Origin of the sequence: Wolbachia endosymbiont (group A) of Apotomis capreana (assembly GCF_964027025.1) — a bacterium.
GTDB lineage: Bacteria > Pseudomonadota > Alphaproteobacteria > Rickettsiales > Anaplasmataceae > Wolbachia > Wolbachia pipientis.
On sequence record NZ_OZ034721.1, the window covers coordinates 404,273 to 424,497 of the forward strand.

The 20,225-nt window shown below is 34.6% G+C and carries 19 protein-coding genes, 1 tRNA gene, 1 other RNA gene and 1 pseudogene; 14 read left to right on the forward strand and 8 right to left on the reverse strand.

All coding sequences use genetic code 11. From position 1 onward, the window contains the following. Positions 1 to 183: 183 nt before the first annotated feature. The 5 genes from AAGD50_RS02030 to AAGD50_RS02050 form a co-directional block, all read right to left on the reverse strand. The gene (locus AAGD50_RS02030) at positions 184 to 621 is read right to left on the reverse strand and encodes a ClpXP protease specificity-enhancing factor SspB (RefSeq protein ID WP_006279412.1); all 438 of its coding nucleotides are present in this window, start codon (positions 619 to 621) and stop codon (positions 184 to 186) included. Between the two features lie 22 nt (positions 622 to 643). Continuing rightward, positions 644 to 974, reverse strand: a transfer-messenger RNA (tmRNA) gene (gene ssrA / locus AAGD50_RS02035). A 124-nt stretch (positions 975 to 1,098) separates the two neighbouring features. Next, positions 1,099 to 1,689 carry a CvpA family protein gene (locus AAGD50_RS02040; RefSeq protein WP_015588828.1) on the reverse strand — a complete coding sequence of 197 codons (591 nt, stop codon included), beginning with the start codon at positions 1,687 to 1,689 and terminating at the stop codon, positions 1,099 to 1,101. A gap of 57 nt (positions 1,690 to 1,746) precedes the next feature. Next, a complete protein-coding gene (locus tag AAGD50_RS02045) occupies positions 1,747 to 2,343 on the reverse strand; it encodes a riboflavin synthase (protein ID WP_151808045.1) in 597 nt (198 codons plus the stop codon). 67 nt (positions 2,344 to 2,410) lie between these two features. After that, positions 2,411 to 4,111, reverse strand: coding sequence for a hypothetical protein (locus tag AAGD50_RS02050; protein WP_264723711.1), 1,701 nt, complete (start codon positions 4,109 to 4,111; stop codon positions 2,411 to 2,413). A 146-nt stretch (positions 4,112 to 4,257) separates the two neighbouring features. Here AAGD50_RS02050 and pheS point away from each other — a divergent pair, with 146 nt between their 5' ends. The 9 genes from pheS to AAGD50_RS02095 all read left to right on the forward strand — a co-directional run bounded on the left by pheS (position 4,258) and on the right by AAGD50_RS02095 (position 10,761). After that, complete coding sequence (pheS, locus tag AAGD50_RS02055) at positions 4,258 to 5,301, forward strand: phenylalanine--tRNA ligase subunit alpha (protein WP_264723713.1); 1,044 nt, start codon at positions 4,258 to 4,260, stop codon at positions 5,299 to 5,301. Beyond that, the gene (gene glmU, locus AAGD50_RS02060; protein WP_265040979.1) at positions 5,302 to 6,594 is read left to right on the forward strand and encodes a bifunctional UDP-N-acetylglucosamine diphosphorylase/glucosamine-1-phosphate N-acetyltransferase GlmU; all 1,293 of its coding nucleotides are present in this window, start codon (positions 5,302 to 5,304) and stop codon (positions 6,592 to 6,594) included. A gap of 852 nt (positions 6,595 to 7,446) precedes the next feature. Beyond that, entirely contained in the window at positions 7,447 to 7,590 is a 144-nt protein-coding gene (locus AAGD50_RS02065; RefSeq protein WP_153296796.1) for a hypothetical protein, read from the forward strand. 241 nt (positions 7,591 to 7,831) lie between these two features. Next, positions 7,832 to 8,134 carry a 50S ribosomal protein L21 gene (gene rplU / locus AAGD50_RS02070; RefSeq protein ID WP_264723715.1) on the forward strand — a complete coding sequence of 101 codons (303 nt, stop codon included), beginning with the start codon at positions 7,832 to 7,834 and terminating at the stop codon, positions 8,132 to 8,134. Between the two features lie 10 nt (positions 8,135 to 8,144). Continuing rightward, positions 8,145 to 8,414 carry a 50S ribosomal protein L27 gene (gene rpmA / locus AAGD50_RS02075; protein WP_006279564.1) on the forward strand — a complete coding sequence of 90 codons (270 nt, stop codon included), beginning with the start codon at positions 8,145 to 8,147 and terminating at the stop codon, positions 8,412 to 8,414. 9 nt (positions 8,415 to 8,423) lie between these two features. Next, positions 8,424 to 8,500 (forward strand) — tRNA-Ile (locus AAGD50_RS02080). 57 nt (positions 8,501 to 8,557) lie between these two features. Further along, positions 8,558 to 9,730: a methionine adenosyltransferase gene (metK, locus tag AAGD50_RS02085; RefSeq protein WP_151807781.1), complete on the forward strand. Its 1,173-nt coding sequence runs from the start codon at positions 8,558 to 8,560 to the stop codon at positions 9,728 to 9,730. A gap of 126 nt (positions 9,731 to 9,856) precedes the next feature. After that, positions 9,857 to 10,540: a TenA family protein gene (locus AAGD50_RS02090; protein ID WP_264723716.1), complete on the forward strand. Its 684-nt coding sequence runs from the start codon at positions 9,857 to 9,859 to the stop codon at positions 10,538 to 10,540. Positions 10,541 to 10,584: 44 nt separating this feature from the next. Continuing rightward, a complete protein-coding gene (locus tag AAGD50_RS02095; RefSeq protein ID WP_410541666.1) occupies positions 10,585 to 10,761 on the forward strand; it encodes a hypothetical protein in 177 nt (58 codons plus the stop codon). On the opposite strand, the pseudogene AAGD50_RS02100 reads toward AAGD50_RS02095, so the two are convergent. Further along, positions 10,743 to 11,505: pseudogene (locus AAGD50_RS02100) on the reverse strand (IS5 family transposase). The gene AAGD50_RS02095 and the pseudogene AAGD50_RS02100 overlap by 19 nt on opposite strands. A gap of 100 nt (positions 11,506 to 11,605) precedes the next feature. On the opposite strand from AAGD50_RS02100, the gene AAGD50_RS02105 reads away from it, so the two are divergent. The 3 genes from AAGD50_RS02105 to ruvC are packed head-to-tail and all read left to right on the forward strand — an operon-like array spanning position 11,606 to position 13,446. Next, the gene (locus AAGD50_RS02105; RefSeq protein ID WP_265029823.1) at positions 11,606 to 12,082 is read left to right on the forward strand and encodes a TenA family protein; all 477 of its coding nucleotides are present in this window, start codon (positions 11,606 to 11,608) and stop codon (positions 12,080 to 12,082) included. Positions 12,083 to 12,129: 47 nt separating this feature from the next. Then, on the forward strand, positions 12,130 to 12,957 hold the full coding sequence (locus AAGD50_RS02110) for a cytochrome c oxidase subunit 3 (RefSeq protein WP_006279354.1): 828 nt from the start codon (positions 12,130 to 12,132) through the stop codon (positions 12,955 to 12,957). Continuing rightward, the gene (ruvC, locus tag AAGD50_RS02115; RefSeq protein ID WP_015588791.1) at positions 12,958 to 13,446 is read left to right on the forward strand and encodes a crossover junction endodeoxyribonuclease RuvC; all 489 of its coding nucleotides are present in this window, start codon (positions 12,958 to 12,960) and stop codon (positions 13,444 to 13,446) included. It abuts the gene before it with no gap. 44 nt (positions 13,447 to 13,490) lie between these two features. On the opposite strand, the gene ruvX is transcribed toward ruvC, so the two are convergent. Together ruvX and AAGD50_RS02125 are read right to left on the reverse strand one after the other, a co-directional pair. Next, positions 13,491 to 13,958 (reverse strand): Holliday junction resolvase RuvX, encoded by a 468-nt coding sequence (ruvX, locus tag AAGD50_RS02120; protein WP_010082183.1) that lies wholly within the window; start codon positions 13,956 to 13,958, stop codon positions 13,491 to 13,493. A gap of 303 nt (positions 13,959 to 14,261) precedes the next feature. After that, on the reverse strand, positions 14,262 to 14,441 hold the full coding sequence (locus AAGD50_RS02125) for a hypothetical protein (protein ID WP_144054585.1): 180 nt from the start codon (positions 14,439 to 14,441) through the stop codon (positions 14,262 to 14,264). Between the two features lie 1,035 nt (positions 14,442 to 15,476). Between AAGD50_RS02125 and gatB the strand changes: the two genes are divergently transcribed. After that, entirely contained in the window at positions 15,477 to 16,898 is a 1,422-nt protein-coding gene (gene gatB / locus AAGD50_RS02130; protein ID WP_264723718.1) for an Asp-tRNA(Asn)/Glu-tRNA(Gln) amidotransferase subunit GatB, read from the forward strand. 11 nt (positions 16,899 to 16,909) lie between these two features. After that, on the forward strand, positions 16,910 to 20,194 hold the full coding sequence (locus AAGD50_RS02135) for an ankyrin repeat domain-containing protein (RefSeq protein ID WP_341810076.1): 3,285 nt from the start codon (positions 16,910 to 16,912) through the stop codon (positions 20,192 to 20,194). Positions 20,195 to 20,225 lie beyond the last annotated feature (31 nt).

The following is a 20,225-nucleotide window of genomic DNA, read 5'->3' on the forward strand; positions in this document are numbered from 1 at the left end:
ACTAATAATTATACAACATTTTTCTGAATTTTTCAATAAAGGAAGTTGATGATATGTAAGAAAAATTTTGCCACCTGCGTTAATAAATAATTAAAGATTTAGCATATTTATCTACCCTCTATTCTATTACTTAAGTTAGACCACTTTTTTCTATTAATATTTTTTGTTTATAAAGATGAGCAGTTACTCATCACGCAGTTGATCTATGGATATAATACTACCGTTTGATAGTTTTTCAGTACATTTTTCACTTTTGTATTCTTTATCAGAGTCGATACTGATTTTGTCAAATATTAAAACATCTCCTGAAATTTTATCACGAAACTCACTAATAGCAAAAAACGGTATAGTAATTCGCTCTTGTTTTCCTTGAAAACTCAAACTGACGCTAAATTTATCCTCAGAAACTTTTAAATCATAGAATTGATGCTGTAATATAATAAGCATTTGAGTAGGGTATGACTTTTTCAAACGATCTGGCATGGTCACACCATTAAAATATGTGAAAAATAATATTTCTAAGTGAGGGATAAAACCATTACCTGATATAACATCTAAAGTCTTTTTGATAACTTGAAACTTAGCAGAATTAAGCAGTTTTTTGTAATCTGTTTGCTCCATATAACTTTCACATACGTAAATTTTGGGGGAACTTCTGTTACCCGGCGTTCCCTAAACCGTGCTTTAGTAATAAACCGGTTGTGCTAAATTAAGCAGCAACACGATATTCTTCAGCAGCAAAATTATCGTTTGCATTTAAATTATGAACTCTTAGCGGTGGTGTCTAACCGAGCAAAGCTACCATCTTTACTATGCATGTCGATCCTTAATCGCCCCCGTATAATTAAAAAACATGGTGGAGGCGCCGAGTACTGCCCTCGGGTCCAATACACCTATTACAAGGTAATTTTATTGCTATAGTACACAAAATGTACATAGCTATTATATAGCAACATTAAATAAATGTCAAGATATTATGACCTTAAGTTGATTTATTGCTAAAACAAAATTAATATTTCCAGTAAAAAATTCTGTGCTCTTAACCTGACACATATGGCTTTTTGAATACTCCCAATGAAAATATTTATAAATAAATATTTACTCTTCTTTTTTATTGTTTTTAGGTTTTTCTTGATCAACCATTTCTCCACCGATCTCTTTTATTTTTAGTATCAACGACTCTGGTACATACATGTCAATTACTTCTTCTGCTGTCACAAATAAAGCCTGATAAGAGTGTGAATTTATTATCCAATTAGGCAATATGTCTTCTGCTTCTATTTTATACTCTCCCTCTTTTTTGTCATATACTGTGTAGCAATATAAGTGCACAGCAAAAAATAATACATAAGAGAGCAATATTCCTTTAAGCACTCCGAGAAAGATTCCAGTAACTCTATCGATAAACCCCAACCTTATGGGTAATAATATGTACATTAGCCAGTTATTTATTATCATGAATATAAGATTAAGTATAATAAATACAGAGATTGTAGAAAGTATGTTTAGTGTAACTTTAGAATCAAAATATTTACTATAATTTGGAGTGAAAAAATCATAGTGATTAGCTGTCAGAAAGACCGATAAAAATAGAAACATTAGTGCGCATAGCTCTTTTATAAAGCCTCTAGTTACCGAGATTATTACGCATAGAACAACAATGAAGATAATTAGGCTATCGAAAAGCATGTTTTATATCTATATGGTTTTCAAGATATAATAGTTGTAAATAACAAGGTTGTAAAATTAATTGTATTTATGCTGCATCAATTGATCTAAATACCTAGCGATCATGTCAATTTCTAAATTCAAATAATCATTTACTTTGTTGTACTGAAAAGTTGTATTTTCCCATGTATAGGGAGTGATATTTACTGTAAATTCCTGATTAATAACTGAATTCACTGTGAGGGAAACCCCATCTAGTGTAACGGAGCTTTTTTTTGCAACAAATTTAATTAATTCTTGTGGGCACGATAGTTTGATTTCATGAGAATCTAAATTTTGATTAATTGTTAAAAATTTTACTATCCCATCAACATGACCCTGAACCAGGTGGCCATCGATCTTATCGCTTAATCTCATTGCTTGTTCGAGATTTATTTTTTTTCCTATTCTCCACGTATTTAAGTTAGCAACCTTCATAGTTTCTTGAGATGCTTGGACTGTAAATATATCGCTCATTATATCAACAACAGTTAAACACACACCAGAGCAAGCTATTGAATCTCCTTTATTTATAGAGGATAAATTTTGTGTCTTGATATGGAAAATTTGATCAGAGTTGGAGTGAGTGGTAGTATCAGTTATAGTCCCGATATCCGTGATAATTCCTTTAAACATATGGTGAAAATAAATAATTTTACCATGAAAGATCTCTTAGGACAACTTGTTTACATTTTGGGTAAGTTTAAATGCGAGAAGGAGATTTGTTCTGTTCAATAGATTCTATAGAATATTCAGAATATATAAAGCGAGCTAAATTCAAAATACACAGCGCGATTAATATTGGCAACCCTATGTTCAATGCTAACCCAATACTTTCCCTTTTTTCTGGTGGGACTAATCCTTTTAACATTGACACTTTTCCTAATGGAAAATGCCATAAGCAAAGTGTTGATGCAGATGCTACTATTATAAATAGACAAAAATAAGCCTTTTTTGAGGAAAATACAGTTTTTAACGGTGATTTGAGTGTAATGTTAGTAGGTGGTAGAGTTTTAGCTTCATTTGTTGCTGGTGAAAGATCTTTAATTGGTAAAGGGTTTGTAGATTTATGAGGAGTATTTTCATGTTGTGGAGAAGGTTGTTGTATATAAACACCTGAAACTAATTTAAGCAATTGCTCTTTTTTTCTATATACTTGTTTTTGTAAATATTCTTTACCTAAAAGTGAGTTACTAAGAGGTTGTGGCCTTTCGAGTATCTGTAATACTTCTGATATTTCGCCTGGCTCTAATATTGCATGTAATTGTTTATCTTGAAAGTAAACAATATTGAATACTGAGCTGAAAATATTGCAAAATGTTTCTGGATCTTGATTTTTGTATCCACTCATCACTTCAATAAATATTTTATCGAGTTTTTTCCCCCTGTGCTCAATTTGGTTATCTATCATAGCTACTCTAGCATCATTTTGTGCTTGTTTTATGGCTAATGGTTTTTCTTTCTCTGATAGTTCTTTGGTCTGCTTTTTTGACTTCTTTTTTCTGTTAGCCTTAAAATACTCTGTGTGCGAAGTAGTTTGACCGAAATCAGAAATAAGCATTGTGACGTCTTCTATTCTTCTTTCGTCGATTCCATCTTTTTGTGTTACCTTGTCCTGTTTTATCTCTTGAAGTGTTGGATGGTAAGTCAAAGCCCTCTGGTTTCGTATGGACAGTTTTGGTGGCTGTTGAAAGAAGAATTGTATTGTATTAAAAAAATTGGATAGCCGAAAAGAAGATCCAAACCAAAAAAAATTGTCACGCATTGCAGCAACAACTATTGGAACCCGCATCACTTGCTTTTTACTACTTGTTAAATTATAGCCAAACAGGCCTGTAACTGGTACGATTTGTTTATTTTGTGCATTTTTTTGGTTAGTTTCACTCTGTTCTTTTTTGTCTTCATTTTCAGTTTTTTCTGCATGTTGTAGCTTTTCATTTAGAAATAACTCGATTTGGTACAAGTTGTCCAGGTTAATGTTTTCAACGTCTGTTTGTAGCGTTATCGTTGTGCCCTGCAGAAGGATTTGAGGCGGAGCACTATTTACGAATTCTTCTACAGTTTTATAACTGTTAGTTTTACAGTAGTTATTATATAGTTCACTGCTTTCTTTGGGCACTTTTATGTTGGCTGTAAATTTTTTTTCCCGGGAAAGGCAGATTTTGAAAAAATCAATTAAAGGGTTTATTCGAAATAATCTTATATTAAAGGTGTCTTTATCTGTTGCTGTTAGCTCAAATGAAAATTTTTGTATATTGCTTTCAATACTTCTCGAGCGAATAGCACTGATCTTAATTGTTTCGCTAGAAAATGCTTTACTTATGTTTCTGGATTTTTCCTTAAAGAGCTTAGGTAAATCCTCTATTTTATACTTATTCTTAGTTTCAGTGTTACTGTTGTGCATAGTTGATACAGCAAATTCATCAACGCAAAGGTAAATAAAAAAGATTAATTAGTCAATAAATTAATAATCAGAATAGGGCAATTTTTCGGATTGTTGATGATATTTAAAATTTCACTATAATGAAAGTTTAAGCCAGCGTTTTTAAGATGAATAAAGAGTTATTAGATGACATACTTTCACTTGAAGATAAAGCAGTTTCCGAAATTGAGAATGCTTCTTCTTTGCAAGATTTAGAAAAAGTCAGGCTATCATATTTGGGAAAAAAGGGTGTAATTAAAGCTTATTTTGACAACTTAAAAGAGATAGAAGACGCAGGAAAAAAGCGCAATTTAGGCGAAGTTATCAACGTTTTACGTAATAAGCTAGATCAGCTTATAATGAATAAGGAGAATATACTAAAAGCCGAAGAAGTTAACTTTAAATTGCAGAACGAGGCGGTTGATATCACGTTGCCCGTTAGACCAGAAAAAATGGGCAAGGTCCATCCACTCAGTAAGGTTATAAATGAAGTAAAGCTTATTTTTGCACATATGGGTTTTAAAGCAGTTGATGGCCCTGATATTGAAGATGAATTTCATGTATTTGATGCACTGAATACTCCAAGTCATCATCCTGCGCGAGAGGAGCAAGATACCTTCTACTTAAAGAATAAAATAAACGATAAAAGAATGGTACTGCGCACTCACACTTCATCTGTACAGATTAGAACCATGGAAAAAACAAAAAAATTCCCAATTAAAATAGTAGCCCCTGGTAGGGTATACAGAAATGACTTTGATGCAACTCATACTCCTATGTTTCACCAGATAGAAGGGTTATATGTCGATGAAAACGTCAATATGGGCCAGTTAAAATTTACTATTCATCACTTCCTTAATAAGTTTTTTGGAGATAAAGGGCTGAAGATACGTTTTCGTAATAGTTTTTTTCCTTTTACTGAACCCTCTGCGGAAGTGGACATAAGTTATAAAGGTAGTAAATGGATAGAAGTGCTTGGATGTGGTATGGTGCATCCAAATGTCTTTCAAAATGTTGGAATAGACCATACTAAATACAACGGTTTTGCGTTTGGCATTGGTATAGAAAGGCTTGCGATGCTAAAATATCAAATCAGCGACCTAAGAAGCTTTTACGATAACAAAATCAGTTGGCTTGATCATTATGGTTTTCATTTTTCATCTTTAAGATAAGTGATAAATAAAGCTCATACTTTTCTCATACTTGCTGCCGGGCATGGCAGGCGGATGAATTCAGATTTGCCTAAGGTTCTGCACGAAATAGGCAATTTTTCCATACTTCAGCATGTCATTTACAATGCAAAACAGTTAAATCCTGAAAATATTGCTGTTGTAGTTGATCTGCCTTTAATTGAAAGACTAAAGTGCTTTAAGGATATACAGTTAATTACACAAGAATTAACACTTGGCACGGGAGATGCGGTCAAAACTGCGATGAGAAACCTAAGAGAATTGCCAGATTCAAGCATAGTTGTTGTGCAGTATGGGGATACTCCGCTCATAAAAAGCAGCACAATAACTAAAATGATTAGTTATTTAGAAGGCAAGGCTCTAGTTTGCCTAGGTTTTAGGACAAGCAATAAAGAATACGGTAGGTTAATTATTGAGAATGGTTCCTTAAGAGAAATCGTAGAAGCAAAGAGTGATAAAAATAATCATGAAGAATTTCTTGCAAATGCTGGAATAATGGTTGCATGTGCAAAGAATTTACGTGAATTGGTGGAGAAAATAGAGTGCAATAGCTCAACTCATGAATATTACTTGACCGATATAGTTTCCATTGCAGTGAAGAGTAATTTAAATGTCGGTTACGTTATTACCGGTGGAGAAGAAGCAACGGGAATAAATAACAGAAATGACCTTATAAAAGCTGAGTTTTACTTTCAAGAAAATAAAAGAAAAATTTTTACCGACTCCGGAGTAACGCTTGTTGCACCAGAGACTGTTTTCTTTTCTCTTGATACGCAAATTGCCAGAGATTCAGTTATTTACCCATATGTTTTTTTCGGTACTGGAGTGAAAATAGAGTCTGGTGCGAAAATACTGCCATTTTCGCATTTAGAAAATTGCTTAATTAAAAGTAATGCTGAGGTCGGTCCATTTACCAGAATACGCGGAAACACAACAATTGGTAATAAGGCAAAAATAGGAAATTTTGTGGAAGTGAAAACAAGTGAAGTTGGTCAAAACACTAGAATAAAACACTTAAGTTATATAGGAAATGCTAAAGTAGGGCAGGAGAGTAATATAGGAGCAGGCACTATTGTTTGTAATTATGATGGGAAAAATAAACATGAAACGAATATAGGGAGCAATTGCTTTGTTGGCGCCAATAGCTCACTAATTGCGCCGCTTAATATTCATGATGAATCTGTAATTGCAGCAGGTAGTGTTATAGTTGAGGATGTACCAGAAAAAAGCCTTGCAATAGCAAGAGAAAAGCAAGTAACTAAGAGAATAAAGTAGTCTAATTTAATTATGTTGTTGTGTCATTTTTAATATTAGACTTCTTGCATAACCATATAACAAACTTTTATTGGGAATAGAAACAAAAAAACTTCCTTGACAAACTCCGCCAGCCCCCTTATCATAACAGTGAAGCTATTGTATTTGCTTTCGCCAATCTGCAGATTAAAAGGTAAGGATTACTTAATGTATCGGCGTCTTATGTTTAATTTTTTGCAGTATATAGATACTGTATGTCTTTACAAAACTTCATCTACATCTAGATTTTTATCTAAATAAGCTGAGCGCGCTTATAAAGCGTTACAAGACATCAAAAAATGCCAATACTCGACAGAGATAGTAAAAGACTAGCTAACTCGGGGATTCTTTGTCTTTTTTTCTGCTTAGTAAATTTCTTAAACATTTGCAGCGTAAGTTAGTTGCAATTAAAAGCAGCTAAATCTTGCTTGTCAAGCGTTTAAAACATAAAAAACGCCAATATTTTAAAGCAGATAATAACCCTAGGGTTTCTTTTGCCTTTTTTTTTATTTGGTAAATTCCTTAATATTTATGGCTAAACGACAATCGTCATCCCAGCGGGATCTAGAGATACCGCGGCGGTATGACGGTGTAGATAGTATCCCGCTGCTTGTTAGCGGGATCTATGTTAAGGTATGACGGTTAAGTAAGGGATCTATGTTAAGAGATACCGCGAATGAATCGCGGTATGACGGTTAAGTAGGGTGTCATCCTAGTGCTCCTTTTTTTGTCATCCAAGTAGCTGACACTGGGATCCAGTTTTCCATATAATCTCATCGAAAATGTTGTAACCACTTTCTATGCTAGTTTACAAGCAAACTTTCCTGGATCCCAGTGTCAGCTACTTGGATGACACCTCTGGGCGCTGGGATGACAGGAGAAGGAGGCTACTTTCATGACACCATTCTTTTTCCTGGATTCCAGACTGGAATGACATCATCCTTTTTTCTAGATCCCAGTGTCAAGCTACTCGGATGACAGGAGAAGGGGCTACTTGCATGACGGTGTCGGTAAACTTAGAGCTATAATAACTATTTGCCTTTTTTCTGCTTAGGTTATGCAAGAAGTCTACTGTCTGAGAAAAGGTAGATAAAAGATGAAAACAGATAGAAGTATTTTAGTAGCTCAAAAAGAACGTTAAGTCATGCTTTTTATTTATATTGACAGCGTATATGACATCGTTTACGATTAAAGTTAATAACAATAATTTATATTTATCATGTTTGCAGTAATTGAGACTGGTGGAAAGCAATATTTAGTAAAAGAAGGTAGTATAATAAAGGTAGAGAAGTTAGAAGCTGAAGAAAAAAAAGAGGTGGAAATCAATAAGGTGATTTGTATTTCAAGTAATGGCTTATCTTATTCATCTAATGCTACTGTTAAAGCTGAAGTGTTGGAGCAGTGCAGGGGGGAAAAAATTATAATCTTTAAGAAGAAAAGAAGAAAAAATTACCGTAGGAAAACTGGTCATAGGCAGTATATAACTGTTCTTCGTATAAATGAAATTAGTCTTCAAAAGTAAGAGGTAAGATATGGCAACTAAAAAATCAGGTGGTAGTTCCTGTAATGGTAGAGATTCAGCGGGTCGTAGGTTAGGAATAAAGAAGAATGGGAAGGTTATTCCTGGTAACATAATTGTGCGCCAAAGAGGCACAAAATTCCATCCTGGAAAGAATGTTGGTATAGGTAAAGATCATACGATTTTTGCTAAAATAGAAGGCTGGGTCAGCTTTAGAAGGTCAGCAAATAAAAAGACTTTTATTGATATCGTGCCTACAGATAATATGAAAGCTTCAGCTTGAATAAATCATGGGTCTGTAGCTCAGGTGGTTAGAGCGCACGCCTGATAAGCGTGAGGTCGGAGGTTCAACTCTTCCCAGACCCACCATTTAGTAGTTACTAACTGTGTTTTCTATAGCGGTTTTGATATTGTATAAGCAAAAACATGAGTTTATATAAAAATTTAGTAACCAGTGAATCAGTGGCGGCTGGTCATCCAGATAAAGTAGCAGATCAAATTTCAGATGCAATACTTGATGAGTACCTTTTTACTGATCCTTTTGCGCGAGCTGCAATAGAGACTTTAGTCACCAAAGATAACGTTATTATAGCTGGGGAAGTGTTTGGGCCTAACATCAAAAATAGCAGGATTGAAAGTATTGTACGGAATACAATAAAAGATATTGGTTACAAGCACGATGGGTTCCACTGGAGAAAAGTGAAAGTAAATATATTGCTGCATGAGCAATCAAATGACATTGCAATAGGGTTGGATCAAGGTGCTGGAGATCAGGGCATAATGTATGGCTATGCAACAACAGAGACAGAAAACCTTATGCCGGCACCCATTTTTTATGCACACTCGATTCTGAAAAATATCATGAGCGCAGTTAAAGAAGCAAAACTTGGTCCAGATGCAAAGTCACAAATCACTTTGGCATATGAGAATAACCTCCCGGTACGTGCTGAAAGTATTATTGTCTCAATACAGCACCCTGAGGATTTGGATCAATCAAAAGTAAAAGAAATAATTTACCCTTACATAGTTTCATCTTTACCTGAAGGATGGATGTGTCCTGAGGAAAATCTCTTAGTCAATCCAACTGGTAGATTTGTTATTGGTGGACCGGTTAGTGATTGTGGATTAACCGGACGAAAAATTATGGTTGATACTTATGGAGGTTATATTCCACACGGTGGAGGAGCGTTTTCCGGAAAAGATGCAACCAAAGTTGATAGATCTGCGGCTTATATGGCAAGATATCTTGCTAAAAATATTGTCTTTGCAGGTTTGGCTGAACGTTGTCTTGTGCAGCTTTCTTATGCAATTGGTGTATCAAAACCTACTTCATTCTATATTGATACATTTGGTGCGAATAAGGTAGAGGAAAGAGTAATTAAAAAGTTTATCGAGAATAATATAGATTTATCAACAAAAGGCATAATCAAGCATTTATCGCTTAATCATCCTATATATAAACGTACAGCCTGTTATGGACATTTTGGTAAACAGTCGGAAAGGGACGGTGGATTTTCTTGGGAAAACATGGACTTATCTGCTGATCTTTGTAGAGAATTCAATATAGAAGGTAATAGTAAAATTTCTTTAGATTGCTAAAATTTTTGATTTACAGCCCCATATTTATATACTAGCTTATTGTTAAAGCATAGCACGCTTTTTCATAATAATTATACCACATTAGTAATAATTTTTATATTCAATTTTTATTGTGAGGCTTATAAAGTGTATAACGAAATAGAAGGAGAACTGTACAACGTAATTGTAAAAGAGTTTTCTGATCTTATTGATAAAATAAAAGAACACCCTTTTAATGTTGAATTGATAAATAATAGATTAGATTATGAAAAATTCAAATTCTACCTTCAGCAGGATTTTCTGTATTGTATAGATTGCGCTCGTGCTTTTTTAATTGTTGCAGCTAGAGTTGATGATATTGAAATGATGAGTAGTTTAATCAATTTGGCACAAGGAGCATTTTATGTTCGAGAACAGTATAAAAAATATTTTGAAGATTGTGATCTATCTGATGATCACAAAAAGTCAAGAGCTTGTTCTGCCTTTACTGACTTTTTCATGAGTGCCGCATATCACAATTCTGTTAATGAAGCTTTAGTAGCATCTTATTCTTGCTTTAACATATACCAAATCGTTATACGCCATATGGTATATGAGATAACAACTAAAGGGGTTAAAAATAACAAATACAAAGAGTGGATCAACATTTATAGTAGCGAAACAGTAAATGCTGTAATTGATGAGGTTACTGATATTACAAATAAGCTATATAAAAAAGCTAGTGACTGTGAAAAAAAGAGGATGTATGAGTTTTTTAAGAAAGGGCTGGAATTAGAAATAATGTTTTGGGATGAGGCATATTACTCTAATATATCTAGCAAAGAATATTAGCAGCGGATTATTTACGTTAACTTGATCTTTTATCGGTAACTACAGTGTTCAGTGGCATAATTAGGAGCTGTTACGGGTCAAATCTTTTAAAGGATATAATTGAGCATCCTTTTAATGTTGAGTTAGCGAATAACACCCTAAATATAGAGAACTTCAAATTCTATGCTCAACAAAAGACGTTGTTCTTAGGCAGTGTCGACATTTATTTTAACCAAAGATAAATGCCAGCAATGTGAACAAAAGACAGAAAAGCTATGGCCAATTTGTCGTAGCGTGTAGCAACTCTGCGGAAGTGCTTGATTTTGTTGAACATCCTTTCGATTAAGTTTCTCTCTTTATACAATTCTTTGTCATATTCTCTTGGTGTTTTTCTGTTGGAACGCGGTGGGATTACTGGCTCAGCATTTACAGCTTCTGCAGCCTCAATCATATAATTTGCGTCATACCCTTTATCGGCAATAAGTGCCTCCATGTTCTTGCCTTCTATCAGGTCTAAAGCTTTTACGTAATCCGATCTTTGCCCTGCAGTAACAAAGAATCTCAGTGGGTTGCCCAAAGCATCACAAGCAGCGTGTAATTTGCTTGAAAATCCTCCTTTGCACCGTCCCAGCTCTTGTTCTTGTCTACCAGTTTCCACATTTTTTTCTTGCACCAGCAGCATGTTGATGTGCCCTGATTATTGTTGAGTCTATCATGAGCCACTCTGTGTCTCCATTAACAGCTAATGTGTTGAAAATCATCTGCCAAACACCAGATTTTGCCCACCTTATAAAACGTTTATGTACACTTGACCATTTTCCATACTCAGCCGGCAATGCTCTCCATGTTGCTCCTGTTCTACCTATCCACATTATTGCAGCTACGAATCTCCTGTTATCTTTTGCGCTTCTTCCTCTATCTCCTTCCTTACCTGGCAGACTGTTTTTTATTCTCTCCCATTGCTCATCTTTTAAATCATATAGCATTCTCTTTACCTATTAATAAAGAGTACTCTATATCACTATTTTTTTATGTCGACAAGACCTAGGTGATTATATTCGTACCACCTTAATTACTGCATCCAAAATGGAAGATTATAGTAGTATTATCTCGCTTGCTGAAGTAGCCCAAAGAGTAGTGACTGTTAATAGAATGCTATATGACTACTACTTTACTATGTACGGTATAAGTCGCGAAAAGAAATCTCTTGAGTGTTTTAATTTCACTAATTTTCTTTTATCCATCTCGCATAGTAATACCTATGAGGCTATGACGGTTTTGTATTCTTGCATGTTTATATACGAGACTGTCGTTGATAGCATGAAAAATAGATTCAAGAAAAATAATAGATATAGGGATTGGTTTAATTTTTGTTACAGTGATTCAGTAAAGTCTGGATGCATTATTTTAGAAAATATTGTTGATGGATATTGCAGCAGAGCAAGAGAAAACGAAAAGAGCAGAATGCTTGAGTTGTTTAGAATAACTGCACAATTTGTGTTAGATTTTTTGAACGGTGCATATAATTTTTCAAGATTCAATCAATTTCCTAAGGAACATTGACAATTTTAAGCTAATTTGTATCCTTAATAAGTATTTTTTAAAATGCTATGAAAAGTAAAGAACATGATTTTCATTTAGTGGATCCAAGCCCTTGGCCAATTGCTGTATCAGCAGCAATTCTTATTCTTGCACTTGGATTAGTTGGCGCGCTTCATAAACAAATTGTCGGAATGTTTTGTTTAGTTTTGGGAATCTCCGCAGTATCAGGGGTGCTGTTTTATTGGTGGAGAGATGTAATAAGGGAGGCCATTTATGACAAATGTCACACTGCCATTGTAAAACATGGACTCAAATTTGCAATGTACTTGTTTATTCTCTCGGAGGTCGTATTTTTTATAGTGTTCTTTTGTTCATTCTTTAAAGCCTGGCTTGATCCAGTTTTTTTATTTGAGGCGTTTTCTCCTGCAAAAAAAGTTGAATGGCCCCCTGAGGGAATTTTGCCACCTGATCCGTGGTCACTACCATTCATGAATACATTAATATTATTGCTTTCTGGTACAACAATTACTTGGGCAAATCACTCTTTACTTAAAAATGATAAAAAGAGCATGATTAAAATGCTGTCCATAACTATATTGCTTGGAGTTTTTTTTATAATAGTGCAAGCAATAGAGTATCATGAAGCGAGTTTTTCTCTACAAGAAACAGGAGAAAAGCTTATTTATACATCCAATTTTTACATGATTACCGGTTTTCACTGCGCACACGTTATAATAGGAATAATATTTTTATCAGTGTGTTTATTTAGAGCACGGAAAGGCCAATTTACACTTCAGGACCATTTGTGCTTTGAGTTTGCCTCCTGGTATTGGCACTTTGTAGATGTAGTCTGGATATTTTTATTTTTGTTTGTCTATTGGTTAAGCGTTTATTAAGTGGTTAAAATAATAGGTCTAGATCCAGGAATAAGCAAGACTGGGTGGGCCATTATCAGCCTGAACGAAAAAAATAATATTGAATTTTTGGGCGGCGGTACCATATCAACTGATGGTAAATTGGGTACAGGTGAACGCCTACATACAATTTTTGAACAATTAAAGAAAGTAATTTCCCTATACTCTCCGAATGAAGCTGCGGTGGAGAAAATTTTTGTTAATAAAAATCCTAAATCTTCACTAACTTTAGGATATGCAAGAGGGGTTGTAATTTTAGCGTTAAAAATAACAAAGCTAACTATGAATGAATATGATGCAAACTATGTAAAAAAAAGCATTACCGGAAATGGCCATGCTGATAAGGATCAGATGATATTTATGGTGAAGCAAATAGTTAAAAATTTGAGTATAAAATGCCACCATGCTGCTGACGCTCTTGCTGTAGCAATTTGTCATGCTTATACGAAAGGTTCTTGTTTTGTTGAGTAACTTTTATATGGGATTCAGTTTGAAGATTTCCAGATCTGGAAAAACTATTTGATTGTATTTATCTTGTCTAACGTTCGTTGCAAAATAATACATGCGGAGATTTTATCATCTATTTTTTTCGATTTTGTGATTGATATTCCAGTAATTTTTAGTGTATGAGTTGCGATAGATGTTGAGAAGCTTTCGTCTTGTAAGTATATATTTACTTTATATTTTTTTATTATTTTATTTGCGAATTGGATTATAGTTTTACACCATTTAGTTTCTTGCTCGTCCATTTTTAATGGTAGTCCTATTACCATTGATCCAGATTCATTTTCTTTGAATATTCTATGCAGATAACCTAAATCTTTGCTCATATTTTTTCTGTGATATATGCTATGAGCTGTGGCTATGAGCTGTGTTTTATCGCTAAATGCTATGCCTATTTGCTTTTCTCCCATGTCAAGGCACATTATGCGCTTATCTTTTGGAATAGACTTTAGAAACTCATCTGGATTTCTATGTAGCATCTATTAGACTTCCTTTAAAGTGACCTTACCAAAAAAGTGGAGAGAAAGTTAAGAAAATTTTTTACAAAAAGAATAATGAATCAAATTGCTCAGGAATGCAATAGACTTCTTGCATAACCCAAACTAAGTAGAAAAAAGGTATCATCTAAGTAGCTGACACTGGTTTCCATCCAAAAGGGCAGTGCCCCTATGATGTCATTCCAGTGCTTGACACTGGAATCCAGACTTTAATTGTTATACTTGTAAATAAGTCTGGTGAGAATAGACGTTCATCTCAAAATGCAGTATTTTTGTTGAAATAGCTCAACTGGATTCCAGCGTCACGCGCTGGAATGACACCTTTGTGTTTGCATAGCTGTACGAACATTGTGATTTGAGAGCAATCTCCACAAGGGAGGATGTCATTCCAGTGCCCAGACACTGGAATCCAGGAAAAAGAATGGTGTCATCCAAGTAGCTGACACTGGGATGGCTTTGTTGCATCGCTACTTATGAAAGGCTAACTATAATTAGGATTATAAGCAACCTATTGAAAATCTTGTTTTTTTGCAATCAATCTGATCAAATTTAAGAATAGTAATTTATTATTTATATTAATAAATTTAATTCTATTGAAAATAGCTAAAGCATTGAAATTCTTGAATTTTAGCCGGATTAGTGAGTGGTAGTGAAATTTCTTTTACTCAAATTTAGGTATTCACTGACCGTTCTTGTTATAAATACCAGAATAATAAGCTACTGATATTCTCCACCTTTTTTATCTTTAATCCATCATAGCTAGCGATGCAACAAAGCCCACTGGGATCCAGAAGACTTAATTTCAACCAAATAATAAAGGCTGGATCCCAGTGCTTGGCACTGGAATGACAGCAATCCTACGTCATACCGCAATTCATTCGCGGTATCTCGGCCGCTAACAAGTAGCGGGATGACGGTTATCGTTTAGCTACAAACATTAAGAAATTTACCAAACGAAAAAAAAGGCAAAAGAAGCCCCGTGGTTGGCTAATTACTTACATTATACTTTCAAGTATGGCGTTTTTTTATTCTAAACACTTAATAACCGAGATTCAGTTGCTTTTAAACCGCAACTAATCTAAATTATAAACGTTAAGAAATTTACTAAACAGAAAAAAAGGCAAAAGAAACCCTAGGGTAGCTAGTTATTCACTATCCATTTTTTAAGTTGGCGTTTTTTTATGTTTTAAACGCTTTATAAGCGCGTTTCAGCTTATGTAGGTAGAAGTTTTATAAAGACATAAGGTGCACATAGTGCAAAAAATTAAACATGAGACGCCAGATACGTGAGTTTTTTTGTCATTTAATCTGCACAGAGAAGATAAATAAATAGCTTCAATTTTATGATAAGAGGGCTGGCGAAGCTTGTCAAGTAATCTTTTGCATTTAACCCGTTTCTATGGGTAAAACAATCTGCATACCACTTAGCTAACATGAGTTTTGTTTTGACTTTTTGTGCTAATTTTGCAGAATATTAAGATTATCATTTAAATAAAATACATGACGAAAGAGGATTGGGAAGCGGTAATTGGGCTTGAGGTACACGCTCAAGTTTCTTCTAATACGAAGCTATTTTCTAGCTCATCAACGGAATTTGGTGCTGAGCATAACACTCAAGTTTCTCTAGTTGATGCGGCAATGCCAGGTACGCTGCCAATACTAAATTATTACTGCATAGAGCAAGCAATACGCACTGGTCTTGCACTTTCTGCAGAAATTAATAAGTGTTCTTACTTTGATCGGAAAAATTATTTTTATCCTGATTTACCGCAAGGTTACCAGATAACCCAGTTTTTTGAGCCGATAGTTAAAAACGGTAGAGTATTTATCAACGACAATGAAAAAGAAATAAGAATTGCGAGAATTCATTTAGAGCAAGATGCAGGAAAGAGCGTTCATGAGGAAAGCAGAACCTATGTAGAGTTAAATCGTGCAGGGGTTGCTTTAATGGAAATTGTTTCAGAGCCAGATCTCCGTTCATCTGCGGAAGCTGCAGAATGCATGAAAAAATTGAGGCAGATTTTGCGTTACATTGGTTCGTGTGATGGTGATATGGAAAAGGGATCACTTCGTTGTGATGCAAATGTTTCTGTCCGCCTAAAAGGCAGTAGTACATTTGGCACTCGTTGTGAGATAAAAAATCTGAACTCGATACGTTATATTGTGCAAGCTATAGACTATGAAATACAAAGACAAATTGAAATTTTAGAAAGTGGAGAAGAAATAAGTCAAGATACCTTATTATTTGATGTTGCTTTGGGAAAAACAAAAGTGATGAGAAGCAAAGAGGATGCAAGCGACTATAGATACTTCCCTGAGCCTGATTTATTACCTGTTGAGGTAAGCCAGGATAAAATCGATTCTATTAAATCATCTTTACCCGAGTTACCAGATCAAAAAAAGCTGCGATACATTGAGGAATTGGGTATCAACGAATACGATGCAAACGTCATTACCTCCGATAAAGCAATTGCTGATTATTTTGAGGAATTGATAAAAAAACATGATTCAAAGCTCGCCGTTACCTGGTTAACCGTAGAGCTTTTTGGTCGTTTGAATAAAGCAGGTATTGATATTGTGAGCTCCCCAATCAAAGCCAATGCCCTGTCCGAGCTCTTAGATTTTATCGTTGATGGAACAATCTCTGCTAAACTTGGCAAACAAGTGTTCGATAGTATGTTTGAAACTGGCAAACCTGCATCTCTCATCATAGAAGAGCAGGACCTAAAGCAAATAACCGATAGAGGTCAAATATCAGAAGTTATCGACACAATCATCAATAGCAACCAAGATAAAGTTCAAGAATACAAAAGCGGTAAAACAAAATTATATGGTTTCTTTGTTGGTGAAGTCATGAAATTCACCAAGGGAAAAGCCAGCCCTGATGTTGTGAATTCAATTTTGAGTGAGAGATTAGGATAAAAACAGGGGTAATGTATCTAGAAGATGATTCTACTTGGGGGGTCAAACGCATTTACCATGGTATTACCTTTCAAGAGTTATTGATCGTAATATCTCTAATGTCTAAGATGGGTAAAGAATGTTCTTTCTCCATAGACACAGAGTTAGAGTCAGCTCAAGGTTTTGATGATATTGTTGTCCGGCATGAGCAAAATAAAGGTATAGTACATGAGTTTACACAAGTTAAGCACAACCAAGATGGAACTGAAAAAATCAGTGTAAGTAGCTTATTAACAAAAAGTGGTAAGTTTAGTATTTTAAAACTTTTTCCTGCCTATTTAAAAATCAAAAATAGTGAAAAGTTTAGTGATGGAATAAAGCATTTTTTTGTCGCTACGAATATGGATTTTGATTCACCATATTCAATACAACATAAAGTAAGAAACCTAAGAGCAATGTTAAGTGGAGAAAATAAAGGAAAAAAACTTTCATTTGTAAGGATAGACAGAAAAGATGAGTTTCTGGATATAGGTGATAGTGCAAGATATAGAATTAGTGATTCAGATGGTAGTGCTGCTCAATACTTGAAGCAAAATATGGATTTTATAAAGCGTGAGATAGGCAAGGAAGTTAGCAATAAAGAGATAGAAGACTTTTTAAATGAATCGGTGTTTGTGGTTAATTTACCCCATGAAGCTCAGCTAAGAGAATTATTGCTAGGTAAGTTGAGTAGTAGGTTGAACAAAAAGTTTGGCTATATTGGTGACAATCAAATCTTTTGTAATAATCTTCTAAAAAAAATATCAGACTGGGTAAAAGATATAAAAGCGCGTCCTCTTTCGTACAAAAAGGGAGAAGAACTTTTTCGAGAAGTTGAGCTGTGGGCTAGTACTTTAGGTAAGATAGAACAAGGAGTAAAAGAAAAGAATGAAAGAATTGATAAAGTAATAGAACAACAACATAAGGATAGTAAAACACTACATAAAATATATGTGGCTGTAACGACACAGGATAACAAGCGGGTAGGGAAACCTATTCAGTTTAATATAAAACATCCGGTTGAAATGTTTGTTGGAAGAAAAAATGAATTGCAAGAAATATATGATAGGCTGCATAAAAGCACTGACAAACCAATGGCAATATCGCGGATTGTTGTTATTGGCGGTTCTGAAGGAGTAGGGGAGAGTGAGTTAGCCAGAAAATATGCTTGTGAATATAAAGAGCATTATGATGGTAATCTTGTATGGGTAAATGCAGGAACACAAAAGGATCTTGAAGAATCGTTTAAAGGATTAGCTAAGGAGTTAAATAGAAGGTTACCTGAAGGTTCGAAAATTTTTATTACAGATAAAGATACTGAACAAGAAAAGGGAATCAGATCTATTATTAAGAGTGTATATAGATATTTTAAAGATGTAAAAAGTCTTTTTATTTTCGATAATGCAAGAGAATATAAAGACATCAGTAAATTTTTACCACTGTCTTTATATCCTGACTATAAAAAACCTTATGTTTTAATTACTTCTCGTGATAATAAGTGGGAAGCAAGAGGAGATATAGAAGTAATAAAGTTAGATATATTCAATAAAACGGAGGCTTTGGGATTTATTAAGAAGTCCTTAAATATAGATGACCCTTTACAGGATAAGGAAATAAAAGAGCTAATGGAAAAGCTGCAGTATTTGCCCTTGGCTTTAAAGCAAGTGGTAGTGTACATTCGCAACAAAAATAAAGAATCAAAGTTGAGAGGTTATGGAAGATTTGAGATAAGTGATTACTTAAAGGAGTGTCAACGGTACACAGGAAAATCACTAAAAGAAGGAGTTTGTAAAGATGAAGATTGTTATGCTGAAGCAGTTTCAATAACTTGTACCATTACGATGACACATATACAAAAAGAATACGGCTGTGAAACGTTGAATATTCTGGAGATAATGGCTTATCTTGCTCCTGACAAGATTCGTATAGAAGAAATCTTTTTAAAATTAATAGCAAATGATGAAGACAAACTGCGGGGTGCTGTTGAGTTACTCGATAGATATTCGATGGTTAACTTAAGTGAAGGAGTAGTAAACATTCACAGACTGGTGCAGGAAGTAACAAGATTAAAATTACAAAAAGAAGGCCGAGAAGAAGAAATTTTGAGAAAAGCTCTAGAATTGATAAACGGTGGTAATATAGCACAAGACAATATAAGTCATATTGTCTCTATTTGGGGATATGCAAGCAAATACGGTAAGTTGATTGATGACTTTTACTTTAACTCATCTTATGTATATGGAGGACCACTGTTTATAAGGAAAAGCACCCCTTTGCACTTGCTTGCTGAAAGTGGTGATTGTAAAGCAATTAGTGCAATAATAGCACATATAGAAAAACATTACTCTGGTGAATTTGTAAAAACTGTTAATGTTAAGGACAATCACGGTCAAACTTTGTTGCATATTGCTGCTAGGAGTGGGAGTTTGAATGTAATGAAATGTCTAGTCAATAAAGGTGCTAGCACTAATGCTAGAGACAAATATGGTAATATTCCATTGCATTCAGCTGCTTACGCTGGAGAATTGGATATAGCAAAATACCTGATTGTTAAAGGTAGTAACATCAATGCTACAGGCGAATGTGGCTGGGCTCCATTGCACGTTGCTGCTCAAAATGGAGAGTTGGATATGGTAAAATATCTCATCAAAAAGTATGCTAATATTGACGCTAGGGACGAATGTGGTAATACTCCACTGCATGTAGCTGTTTACACCAAAGAATTAGATATAATGGCATGCCTAATCAATAGAGACGCTTATATTGATGCTAGGAATGCACAATACAAAACCCCATTATTTTTTGCTGCTGAGAGTGGAGAATTAAATGTAGTAAAGGGCCTCGTTGAAAAAGGTGCTAATGTTAATGTTAGGGATGAGTATGACGAAACAGCGTTACACCGCGTTGTTTATAGGGCTACCTTTAGTGGAGATTTAAGAATAGTAGAGTATATAATCAATAAGGGTGCTAATGTTAATGCTAAGAACAGAGATGGTAGAACTCCATTACACTACTCTGCTTTATCTGGGAGCTACAATATTGCAGGATGCCTTATTCGAGAAGGTTCTGATGTTAATGCTAAGGATAAAGATGGCAACACTGCACTACACTTGGCTGTTATTAGGCAAAAGGTTGATATAACGAGGACGCTACTAAAACACAATGCAGACGTTAACGCTAGAAATAATTTAGGGAATACAGTACTGGACTGTGCAGTTGATAACTGCCAAGAACTTGTGGAGTTGCTTTTAGCTCATGGTGCATCCCGTGACTATTGAAATTTTGCATTTAATTTATAGCTCCGCTTCT